At 51.1% G+C, this 11118-nt stretch carries 9 protein-coding genes; 5 read left to right on the plus strand and 4 right to left on the minus strand.

Going from position 1 to position 11118, the window contains the following annotated elements:
* Window positions 1-230 precede the first annotated feature (230 nt).
* The 4 genes from FJ147_07955 to priA all read right to left on the minus strand — a co-directional run bounded on the left by FJ147_07955 (window position 231) and on the right by priA (window position 5182).
* Entirely contained in the window at window positions 231-1184 is a 954-nt protein-coding gene (locus FJ147_07955; GenBank protein ID MBM4255816.1) for a cyclase family protein, read from the minus strand.
* A gap of 60 nt (window positions 1185-1244) precedes the next feature.
* Entirely contained in the window at window positions 1245-2183 is a 939-nt protein-coding gene (locus tag FJ147_07960) for a methionyl-tRNA formyltransferase (protein ID MBM4255817.1), read from the minus strand.
* Between the two features lie 112 nt (window positions 2184-2295).
* Window positions 2296-2838, minus strand: a complete 543-nt coding sequence (def, locus tag FJ147_07965) for a peptide deformylase (GenBank protein ID MBM4255818.1) — start codon at window positions 2836-2838, stop codon at window positions 2296-2298.
* Between the two features lie 7 nt (window positions 2839-2845).
* Window positions 2846-5182, minus strand: a complete 2337-nt coding sequence (gene priA / locus FJ147_07970) for a primosomal protein N' (protein ID MBM4255819.1) — start codon at window positions 5180-5182, stop codon at window positions 2846-2848.
* 295 nt (window positions 5183-5477) lie between these two features.
* Here priA and FJ147_07975 point away from each other — a divergent pair, with 295 nt between their 5' ends.
* The 5 genes from FJ147_07975 to FJ147_07995 all read left to right on the plus strand — a co-directional run bounded on the left by FJ147_07975 (window position 5478) and on the right by FJ147_07995 (window position 10714).
* Window positions 5478-6782, plus strand: coding sequence for a hypothetical protein (locus tag FJ147_07975; protein ID MBM4255820.1), 1305 nt, complete (start codon window positions 5478-5480; stop codon window positions 6780-6782).
* Window positions 6783-7230: 448 nt separating this feature from the next.
* Window positions 7231-8391 carry a chorismate synthase gene (gene aroC / locus FJ147_07980; GenBank protein MBM4255821.1) on the plus strand — a complete coding sequence of 387 codons (1161 nt, stop codon included), beginning with the start codon at window positions 7231-7233 and terminating at the stop codon, window positions 8389-8391.
* Between the two features lie 41 nt (window positions 8392-8432).
* The gene (locus tag FJ147_07985; protein MBM4255822.1) at window positions 8433-8915 is read left to right on the plus strand and encodes a shikimate kinase; all 483 of its coding nucleotides are present in this window, start codon (window positions 8433-8435) and stop codon (window positions 8913-8915) included.
* 9 nt (window positions 8916-8924) lie between these two features.
* The gene (locus FJ147_07990) at window positions 8925-9998 is read left to right on the plus strand and encodes a 3-dehydroquinate synthase (GenBank protein ID MBM4255823.1); all 1074 of its coding nucleotides are present in this window, start codon (window positions 8925-8927) and stop codon (window positions 9996-9998) included.
* A gap of 104 nt (window positions 9999-10102) precedes the next feature.
* Window positions 10103-10714 carry a hypothetical protein gene (locus FJ147_07995; GenBank protein ID MBM4255824.1) on the plus strand — a complete coding sequence of 204 codons (612 nt, stop codon included), beginning with the start codon at window positions 10103-10105 and terminating at the stop codon, window positions 10712-10714.
* Window positions 10715-11118: the final 404 nt, after the last annotated feature.

The raw sequence follows: 11118 nt of genomic DNA on the forward strand, positions 1-11118 counted from the left end.
CCCGACTACACCGAGAACCCCAAGTTTCAGAAAAACCCCCTATAGACCAACGACCGTTATCGGGGATTAGTGTACCATAAATTTCTTCTTCAAGTATGAATTTTTCTCTACCACTGCCCTTCAACAGACCAAATAAAAGAGCAATACAGTGGCGAAGGAAGAAGAAGTAAGGATGGAGAAAAAGCGGGGCGTATCGTTGACGCCCCGCTACAGACTGGAGGAGCGAGCTATTACTTGATCGCTTGTGGATTGACGGGCGATCCGACTGCTCCAGTGATAGGAAGCGGGGGAGCAACAAACATAAATTCGTACACACCATCTTTGGCACAATCAGCAGCAATTCCCTCAAGGTCAAAAATTTCCCCGACTAACATGCCCGCATGGACAATGAGAATCATATGTAGAGGTTGGAAGATTTCCGGGGTCTCGTTGGGAATGACTTCTGTCCCCCAGGTATCAGTCGCATATCCAGCGACTTGCTTTTCGCATAACCACGATGCGCAAGCCACTCCTAAACCTGGCGCTGGACCGCCACTGTAATCTCCCCAACTCCCACGTGAACGAACCTGGCCAATCTGGCCAGTGCGGATGATGACGATGTCGCCTTTACCGACGCTAACTTTACCCATAGCCGCAGCGCCATCGAGATCGGCGGGGTAAATGGCTTCACCTGGATCAAGCCACTGTTTGCTCTTGTAACGGGGAATGTCGAGTAAAACACCACGAGTAATAATCTTGTTGGTGGCGTTTTCGATGCCGTTCTTCTTGGCTCCACTGCTCGTCACTTCAGCCGCAGAATAGCCATTGTACATCTTGTCTTCGTACATGATGTGCGACAGTGCATCCCATTGGGTCGCGCACTGTAATGGCATCGTCACCGCATCGTCAGAGTAGCGAATGTTCGGTAGATGGTTTTGCGCACCAGCAACGACATCGCAGCCGTCTTGTAACATGAAATGAATAGGATTGAAGCGCCCGAACGAACCAGTTTGTGGCCCTTTGTCATCGAACGGAATAGCGAGCGAGATCGTTTTTCCTTGTTTCACGAGCTTCGCAGCTTCGACAACTTTTTCTGGTGTGATGTAATTGAGCGTACCGATCTGATCATTCTGTCCCCATTTACCCCAGTTTTTGTACCTCAGCGCAAGTGCTTTCACTTGGTCGAGTGTGTATTTTTCTGGCATAGCGCACCTCCTTCTCGCCTCGTCTTTCCACATACAGCAGTGACTCGTCAACTCCGTGAGTTAATTCCCAAGAATCAGCCCCGGCGAGAGCGGGTATCCTCGCAGAAAGTCTTGAATCGGTAATCGTTTCTTACCCTCGAGTTGCACCTCAGTGAGGATCAGCGCGCCGGCGCCTGTTGCAATGATAGGACCGATAGGAGTCACTTCGATAATCGAGCCTGGAGCAAGAGAGGTGCTTCGGGCTTGCAGTTCGACTTGAGCAGCAAAAACTTTTAGCAGTTTCCCATTGACGGTCGTATACGCTGATGGCCACGGATTGAAGGCGCGGATGTGTCGTTCGATAACCACCGCCTCGCGGCTCCAGTCAATGCGGCCATTTTCTTTCGTGATGAGCGGAGCGTAGGTGACCCCGGCTTCGTTTTGTGGACGTGCAGGCAGTTGTCCTTGCTTCAAGAGTTGCAGCGCCTCAGTGAGCGCTACGGCTCCAAGCCGAGCAAGCTTGTCATGCAAGCTGCCACCAGTGTCATGGGCGGTAATCGCAATTACCTTTTGTAGCAAGATATCGCCCGAATCCATCTGTTCGCTGATACGCATGATAGTGATGCCGGTCTCGGTTTCCCCTCGTGCGATGGCCCATTGAATAGGGCCCGCCCCTCGGTATTTCGGGAGGAGCGAGGCATGGACGTTGATGCATCCGCGAGGTGGAAGGTCGAGAATCGAGTTCGGCAGGATTTTGCCGTAGGCGGCAACAACAATGAGGTCTGGCTGCCAGGCCTGGAGTTGTTCAAGAACTCCAGGGACACGAAGCTTCGTCGGCTGGAAAACTGGAAGACCTTGCGACTCGGCTAATATCTTTACTGGCGGCGCGTGCATAGCCATGCCACGACCCGAAGGTTGATCAGGCTGAGTGAAAACGCCAACAACCGGGTCGCCGCTCTCAATCAACGCTTGTAAAGACGGCACGGCGAAGTCGGGCGTACCCATGAAGACGAGACGCATAGCGAATGAAAAATTAAAAATGAAAAATTAAAAATGTAGAATGGAGGAACGTAAGCACTGTGTTCGTCATGTGTCATTTCTCATTTTTCATTCTTCATTGGCCTCATAGGGGTTAGATCGCGGCTGATTTTTTGGGCGACGGCTCAAGCGGTCGCCCTTCACGCAACAGCTTGTTCACCCGTCTAGCGTAGAGTTCTTTTTTCAGACGACTAATACGATCAATGAATAACTTGCCATCAAGGTGATCAAGTTCATGCTGAAGAGCGACGGCAAAGAGTTCTTCCGCTTGGAGAACAATTTCTTTCTCATCCGGGGTCCAGGCTTTGACCTCAACCTTTGCCGAACGCTTGACCTCCGCAGTGTAGTCGATAACGCTCAAACATCCTTCTTCCCAGATAACCTCTCCTTCACGAGCAGTGATGACGGGGTTAATAAGCTTGATAAGATCCTTCCCTGGTTCTTCGTGATTGACATCAAGCACGATAATACGCTGCGGAATACCAAGCTGCACCGCAGCAAGGCCAATCCCTGGAGCATCGTACATCGTTTGTACCATGTCATCGACCAGTTGCACGAGATTTCCGGTGATGTTCTCTACTGGTCCGGCAAGTTGTTTGAGGCGCGGGTCAGGATAGTGAAGAATTTCTCTGATCATGTTCGACCTATAACATGTCGTACGGATCAACATCAACGACGAGACGCACGCCAGCAGCACGAATTTGTTGCCGTAATTCTTCAGCGGTTTTTCGTACGATAGCGTGTAAGGTGCGGCGATCTCCACCTTTGATCAACACATGCCAACGTTCTCGTCCGTTCAGACGTTCGAGCGGCGCAGGAGCGGGCCCAAGTATAAGAGGGAGGTCACCTTGTATTCCTTGCATATTCGCAACTAGGTGCTCAGTCACCTTCTCCACAGAGTCCCTGACCTTTTCTCCATCTCGTCCTTCACAGCGAATACACACGATGCGGACAAATGGCGGGTATCCAAGTTGTTTGCGATAGCGGAGTTCGTGCGTCGCAAAGTGGAGAAAATCCTGGCGGGCAGCAAGTCGAACACTATAATGCTGGGGGAGATAGGTCTGAAGAATCACGCGACCACTTTCACTCCCCCGCCCTGCCCGCCCAGCAACTTGCGTCAACACTTGAAAGGTCCGCTCAGCCGCACGAAAATCTGGAAAGTGAAGAGAACTGTCTGCACGTAACACTCCGACCAGTGTCACCCCTGGCACGTCATGTCCCTTAGCAACCATCTGTGTCCCGATGAGCACATCGAACTCATGTGCTCGCCAGGCTTTAATGATGCGGCCGAGGGACCCGCGACGGCTCACACTATCACGGTCTAATCGCGCGGTTCTGGCCTCGGGAAGAAAGCGGCGTAATGCCTCTTCTACTTGCTCAGTGCCAAATCCCGTACCGGTAAGGGAAGATTCTTGACAGGTAGGACACTGATCGAACGCTGGCTGAGCAAAACCACAGTAATGACAACGCAACATGCGACCCTTGAGGTGAAAGGTGAGCGTTACGCTACACTGCTTACAGGAGACAACGTCTCCACACACTCGACACTGCAAGTAGTTCGCGTACCCACGACGGTTGACGAACAGCAAGCTCTGCTTGCCAGCCTGGTAGTTCTCGACGATAGCTTGCCTCAGCAGTGGGGAGAAGATGGCATCTCCCCCTTCGTGTAGCCGTTCTTTCTTCAGATCAACGATATCAATCGTCGGCAGCAGACGCGATTCGACTCGTTCAGGTAGGGTTAGTATTGTGTAGCGCGCGGTTTGTCCGTTGACATAACTCTCAAGCGATGGCGTCGCTGATCCGAGAATGACAGGACAGGACACAAGTTGCCCGCGCATCACAGCGAGGTCGCGTGCATTATAGCGTACGCCATCTTGCTGTTTGTAGGCAGCGTCATGCTCCTCATCGACAATGACAAGTCCGAGTTGCTGCATTGGCGCAAATACCGCAGAGCGTACTCCCACAACAACTCGCGCTTCTCCTCGTGCAATCCGTCTCCACTCAGCCCAGCGCGCACTTGCAACCAGGCCACTATGCAACACTGCTACCTGCGCACCAAAACGTTGCTCAACTCTTTCGACTAACTGCGATGTCAGTGCAATCTCTGGAACGAGCAGGAGCACACTTTTCCCTGTCTCAACGACTTGCTGCGCAGCTTGGAGATACACTTCAGTTTTTCCACTGCCCGTTACGCCATACAACAAGAACGTCTGAAAGCGTGCCGCACGTACAGCAGCATGAATCTCTTCTAGTGCGCGCGTTTGCGCGTCAGACAGAACGAGTGCAGTCTCTGTGTCTGCATCTTCGTCAACAACAGCATGCTGCACTATCTCCACTTGCGGAGAGCGGCGACGCTGAGGCAAATGCTCGCGAACTTCGACAATACCGTTCGCTTCAAGACGCTGAAGAACTTTGCTCACATTAAGGGACGAAAAATGCCGCTTAAGCATTTTCGTCGTCACCCGAACTTTTGTATGAAGGAATGCGACAACTTCCTGTTCAGTAGCGGAGAGTTCACTGAGTGCCGGATTCTCTTCACCTGGAGTAGGCATGGTTTCCGTAGTCACACCCCGAGATTTTTTCTCTCTCTTTGTTTTCGTAAGCTTGACGATTCGATCACTCTCACTGCGTAATCCGCTAGGGAGTATCGTACTCAACATCTCGCCAAGTGAAGTGAGGTAGTAACTTGCACTCCATCGCCATAGGCGCATCATGTCTTCAGAAAAAACAATGTCTTCTTCAACTATATCAAGAATATCCTTTATGTTTTTTCCTTTGAGTGTATCGACTGAGGGCAGGAGAGCAGTTACAATTCCCGTTGTTTTTCTGCTACCTACAGGAACAATTACACACGCTCCTAGAGTTATTCGTGGCGTGAGAGATTCAGGTACATGGTAGGTCAATTCACCAGTAGAAACAGTCGAAAAAGGCAGTGCGACCGCAGCAAAAAGTGGCAAAGAAGTTTTTTCCGAATTTAACATTTGACAAATTGCTTTGCTTATTGCATAGTAAGTATTCGAAATACATTGATTGTTGACAAATAACTATGGCGTCCGCAAGCAAAAGTATTTTTGGGTCCCTTCTCTCGTTTCTTCCATTCGGGGATAAAAGCTATCTGACCCTCGATATTGGTTCAAGTTCTGTAAAAATGCTCGAGGTGAAGGGAAGAGGGAATTCCCTCCGTGTCCTAAAGGCAGGGATCGTCCCCCTTGTTGAAAATGCCGTACAGATGTAGTACTCGAGGCGAATGGACTAGAGAAGACTCGTGTCAACAACGTGATTACTATCTCTACGACGAAACGCCTTGAGACCGAACGGAATGCTCGCTTGTTAGCCCTCAACGCTCAGCGCAAGATTGCTCCGCTTGAAACAGCCTATGTGAAGATTAACTACGTCAAAGCAACGGATATCGTTGCTATGCTGACAAGAGAAATCGAACAAATGGCGACAACCAGTGGTCTAGGGGACATTGGCACTGCAGGGCCGCAACAACAAACTGCAGGACCAGGGAGACTGCAACAAGTTGCCATTATGTCCCCACGTGGAACGGTTGCTGCTGATGCAACAACGAATATCGTCATTGTTCGAGATGTTGCTGATCGTATTACCGCGGTCCGCGAACTTACCCGGCGTATCGATGTACAAACTCCACAAGTTATGATCGAGTCGTATATCATCACCACCAATGAAAACCTCAACCGTGATCTCGGTATTCAATGGGGATACCAATACAGCGCAGGCCCACGTACTGGGAACCCAACCGGGCTCAATTTTCCAGGAACGGTCGGTCTAGGGGGGGTGAATGGATTACTGAACAGTGGCACTGGTGGAGTTCCATTCATGGTCGATTTCCCTTCCAGCGCTGCCGCAGGTTCGGGGTCAGTGCTTGATCTTGCTCTTGGGTCGTTGGCTGGAACACAAGCGTTGAATCTGCGACTCAGCGCGCTGGAAAACCAAGGAAAAGCTCGCGTTATTGCTCGGCCGCGAGTGGTTACGCTCAATAACAAGATAGCGGAAATTAAATCTCGACGGATCGTCCGTGTTCCAGTCGTCTCGGGAAGAACCTCCATCGTTACTGGAGCGGGTGGTGGTGGTGACTCAGGTAACGCTTTTCAGGAATTCGATGTCGGTATCACCCTGAAAATCACGCCTCAGATCTCTTCTGATGGTTTCGTGCTGCTAGAGATCGCAGCAGAGTCAAGTGAATTAACGGATCCAAGCGTACGCGTTGGTGGAAGTGGGAATGCATTCCCAGTGATCCCAGACTCTCTTTCTCGTACAACCAGCTCAAGCGTTCTTATTCGCGCCAGTGACACATTTGTTCTTGGCGGCATTTTTCAGGATAGCATGCGACAGACAGAACGGGGGATTCCGTACCTCAGAGACACACCGGGACTTGGATGGCTCTTCCGCGGGAATCTCAGGAATAAGAATAAAGACGAGCTGATGGTTTTCATCACCCCAAAACTTGTTGCAGGATCCGGCACCGCCGGGTTGCCGACTGCGCAACAGCTTTGGGAAAACCGCCCACGGGAAACTGCACCCACAGCATCAACCAGTGCAGCACCAGTAGGGCGTTAAGTTAAGTGAAGAAGAACAGGTTTCTCCAGAAGAAAGGAGGTCTAGAAGAGAACTTAGAAGTCTAAGAGCCCGCGGTGGATGTGGAATGTGGTGGAGGATGTGGATGGGGCTCTTAGGCTTGTGGGTAGCTCGGAAGAAGGAAGTGCAAGAGCAGGGACGATTGGAGGCTTGGCGGCTGAAGGCGCAAACGCTTAATACGAGGCGGCGCGGCGGAGTGGTGGAAGCGAGGGACGGACGCTTTTCAGCTTCGAGCCTCCAACCGTCCCTGTCAGTGGTGGTGGGGCACGTGGTGGTGTGAGGAGACAGGACGACTATGGGGGCGGGTGCTTCGGCTTCCGCCCCTATCATCTCTCGTAGCTGATGTAATCTAGTATGTCGATGGAACCCATGTTAGGAAACGGAGTGTGTGTGCCAAAAGTATGGCAACCAAGAGTAAAGGATAACTACTATGCTCCGTTTCTTTACCGCCGGCGAATCTCATGGTCCCTGTTTGACGGCGATTGTTGAAGGTGTTCCAGCAGGAGTACCGGTTGATGTTGTAACGATAAATCATGACTTAGCGCGACGACAGCAAGGCTATGGCCGCGGCGGGCGCATGAAGATCGAGAAAGATGAGGTCAAGATTCTCTCGGGAGTGCGATGGGGAGAAAGTTTAGGGTCTCCGATTACTCTCGTGATCGACAACAAGGATTGGAAAAATTGGGAGAAACGCATGTCACCATTTGCTGAGGATCGGGATGACACGAAAACAGTTACCCGTCCGCGACCAGGACATGCTGATCTTGCCGGAGTACAGAAATATAATCACAAAGACGTACGAAATGTGCTCGAACGGGCAAGTGCACGCGAGACGACTGCCCGCGTTGCAGTAGGTGGGCTGGCAAAGTGTCTCCTCCGTCCATTTGACATTCACGTGAGGGGGTATGTTGCCGAAATTGGTGGTATTGTGGCTGACCACAAGCGACTCACCGCAGAAGAGATTTTTACCCGAGCTGAAGTATCTTCGGTGAGAATGGCTGATCCAGCAGCGGAAGAACAGGTAGTGAACCTGATCGACCAATATAAAAAACAAGGAGATACGCTTGGTGGAGTGGTTGAAGTGATAGCAACTGGGTTACCACCTGGGCTTGGCAGTTACGTGCACTGGGACAGGAAACTCGACGGGCGACTGGGTCACGCATTACTGAGTCTACAGGCGGCAAAAGGTGTAGAAATTGGTCTTGGGTTTGGCACAGCGCGATTACCAGGGTCACAGGTTCATGATGAAATTTCCTTTGAGCCACAGAGAAGATTCGTCCGTCACAGCAATAACTCAGGGGGCACTGAGGGAGGAATGAGCACGAGTGAGCCGCTGCGCGTGCGGGTGGCGTTTAAACCACTCTCAACGCTGATGCGACCGTTACACTCAGTTGATCTCGTCAGTAAAGAGCCGGTTGAAGCGACAATTGAGCGTTCGGATGTCTGCGCTATTCCCGCGGCGGCGGTCATAGCAGAGGGTGTTGTTGCGTACGTTGTCGCTCAGGCATTGGTAGAAAAGTTTAGTGGTGATTCTTTGATCGAGATGAAACGAAATTACCAAGGCTACCTCGAACAGGTACAACAATTGTAGGCATCGTGCGGAGTCACAGGAACATTGTCCTGACGGGATTTATGGGAACAGGCAAAAGTGCGGTGGGAAGGAGAGTCGCGGCCCATTTGGGGCGTCAGTTTTTCGATACTGACACCCTCATTGAAAAGGAGACCAAGACGTCCATCCCCAACATCTTTGCCGAGCATGGAGAAGCACATTTTCGCACTCTAGAGAAAGCTGCGATTGAACAGGTCTGCCGCAAGCAAGAAGTGGTCATTGCAACTGGAGGCGGAGCGATAGTCAACGAAGAGAATGCCGAGCGGTTAAAGGAAAACGGGATTCTCATTTGTCTGACTGCCACCCCAGAAGTGATTCTCGCACGCGTGCAGGGGAATGCTGATCGCCCACTTCTCCAGGGAGAGAATCCGCTAGAAAAGATCCGGTCGCTGCTTACGACCCGTGCTGAAGCATATGCGAGGGCAGATGTGACTATCGATACGTCAGAACTCGATATTGATCGCGTGGTAGAAAAGATTGTCTCTCTGGTAAAAGCAACACAGTAAGTAACCAGCATGAAAACAGTGACAGTAAATCTTGGTCCACGTTCATATCCAATCCTGATTGGAACAGATCTGCTTGCTAACGCGGGCTGTTTCCTTCGCAAGCACGGATTGCGCCCTGGTTCTGTTGCTATCGTAACAGACTCCGTTGTCGGTCCACTGTACCAGAAGACGCTGACTGATGCGCTCGTACAAGCTGAGTTTTCACCAGTTGTTATCGAGATTCCTGCAGGTGAGGAGCATAAAAACCTGACATGGTTGTCATTCGTTTACGATAAACTCATCGCAGGGGGGATAGAACGGAGCTCACCACTCATCGCTCTCGGTGGTGGTGTCGTAGGAGATCTAACGGGATTCGCCGCAGCAACTTTTCAACGCGGAGTTCCGTTCGTACAAATTCCGACTACCCTTCTTGCTCAGGTTGACGCAAGCGTAGGAGGAAAAACAGCCGTCGATCATCCAGCTGGCAAGAACCTTATTGGCGCGTTCTATCAGCCGCGGCTCGTTATCATCGATGTCAGTACGTTACAGACACTTCCTGAGCGTGAGTTTCGTGCTGGCCTGGCTGAAGTGATCAAATATGGCGTTATTCTCAGTCCCGGTTTGTTTGCTTTACTGGAACAACGCTTAGACAGTTTGTTACGTCTCGATTCGGCGTTACTCTCGGAAGTCATCACAACGTGTTGTCAGTTGAAAGCACGGGTGGTCGAAGAGGATGAAACCGAAGGTGACTATCGTGCAATTTTGAATTTTGGCCATACGCTTGGCCACGCAATAGAGAATGCCACAGGCTATACGCAATATCTTCATGGTGAAGCAGTAGCGATTGGTATGGTCTTCGCAGCCTCACTTTCCCAGCAACGTGGATTCTGTAGTGACGGTTTGTGCCAACGTCTCTGCCAACTATTGAAAAAAGCTGGACTCCCTGTGATAATTCCATCAACAGTCAAAAGCGAAACTTTGGTTGCAGGAATGGCAACCGATAAGAAAGTCGCAGCGGGGAAAGTTAAGTTCGTAGGTATCGAAGAGTTAGGAAAAACGCGCTTCGAAAACCTCACAGTGAGGGAGATCGGAGCATATTTGTAGCATGCGATTTCGGAGAGTAGACGATCAGAAGACAGTGCAGAAGCAGAACGTGGTGTCGGCTTGCTGACGGAAGGAGGTGCGGTGCGGGAGCGGTTGGACGGATAATGATGCTGGCCCTGGTGGTAGGGGTAGGGGTGTTTGGTTGTGGTGATAGTGGCGATAATGATAACGGTATTGCGTTTCGCGCCGTAGGGTTTTTTCAAGGCGAACTGCAAGATGATAAATGTCAGGTTCCTGTAGCGAATAAAGCCATCTCCGACCAAAGTCAAAATCTGACTCTCGACAGTGCTTTAGTCGATTCCGGCTATCCGGCGGATGTGTTCTTCTGCCGTGCCTATCTCTGGCTGGAAAACAACCTTGTCAATCAAGCACTCCTCGTCAATCGCCTTGATTTTGAGTACGAAATCCCCGGCTCTCGTATTGGACTTCCTGCCCATTCTTCCTCTGTTGGCATTCGCATAAATCCGGCAAGCAACGCCCAGAATGCACCCCCGAGCCCGTTTGGACCGACCAATGTGTACATCGGCTTGCCTGAAGCGCAAATAGTCCCTGCGAGCTTGGTGTTGTTCTTACGGCAAAATCGGCAGACCCTTCCTCAGCTCCCCTATACGATGATCGTCAAGATGACCGCCTCTGGTCGTAGTGACGCGGGGCAGAATTTAACCTCGAACGAAATTCGTTACACGGTCACGTGGCAGAAAGATTTGCGACAATAGGAACAAGATCAACAAGGGACAGAGGATTCTCCCTCAGAGAAAACCTTTCGTAGACTAGCAAGAGTAGCACCGTATTCTGATAGAGAGGTGTGGTATGGGACGTTGTGGTGGATGGATAACAGGAATTGCGTTCTTTCTCGTGGCGCTGACAGTCGGATGTGGCGATACGGGAGGAAATAAATCAGCGGGAACTGGCAGACCCTTCGTTTTCCAGGCGCGAGCACGAATGAATCTGATCGCGCAGATCGCTCCCGATGATCCGAAATATTTGTACCTCACACGACTTGGAAGGTTTCACGCGAAACCAAGTAGTGCACTGGTAGTGACTCAGGCGGGCATCAACGCTTCCATCACTTGCTCACACGAATACCCCCCAGCAAAGAGGCGTTTCGCAAGCGAGAGTA

The organism is Deltaproteobacteria bacterium, assembly GCA_016874775.1.
Taxonomy (GTDB): domain Bacteria; phylum Desulfobacterota; class Binatia; order Bin18; family Bin18; genus VGTJ01.

What these genes read in the sequence shown, in the direction of transcription:
- FJ147_07955 (MBM4255816.1), bottom strand. Translation starts at nt 1,184, where the DNA reads ATGCCAGAAAAATACACACTCGACCAAGTGAAAGCACTTGCGCTGAGG.
- FJ147_07960 (MBM4255817.1), bottom strand. Translation starts at nt 2,183, where the DNA reads ATGCGTCTCGTCTTCATGGGTACGCCCGACTTCGCCGTGCCGTCTTTA.
- def (MBM4255818.1), bottom strand. Translation starts at nt 2,838, where the DNA reads ATGATCAGAGAAATTCTTCACTATCCTGACCCGCGCCTCAAACAACTT.
- priA (MBM4255819.1), bottom strand. Translation starts at nt 5,182, where the DNA reads ATGTTAAATTCGGAAAAAACTTCTTTGCCACTTTTTGCTGCGGTCGCA.
- aroC (MBM4255821.1), top strand. Translation starts at nt 7,231, where the DNA reads ATGCTCCGTTTCTTTACCGCCGGCGAATCTCATGGTCCCTGTTTGACG.
- FJ147_07985 (MBM4255822.1), top strand. Translation starts at nt 8,433, where the DNA reads ATGGGAACAGGCAAAAGTGCGGTGGGAAGGAGAGTCGCGGCCCATTTG.
- FJ147_07990 (MBM4255823.1), top strand. Translation starts at nt 8,925, where the DNA reads ATGAAAACAGTGACAGTAAATCTTGGTCCACGTTCATATCCAATCCTG.
- FJ147_07995 (MBM4255824.1), top strand. Translation starts at nt 10,103, where the DNA reads ATGATGCTGGCCCTGGTGGTAGGGGTAGGGGTGTTTGGTTGTGGTGAT.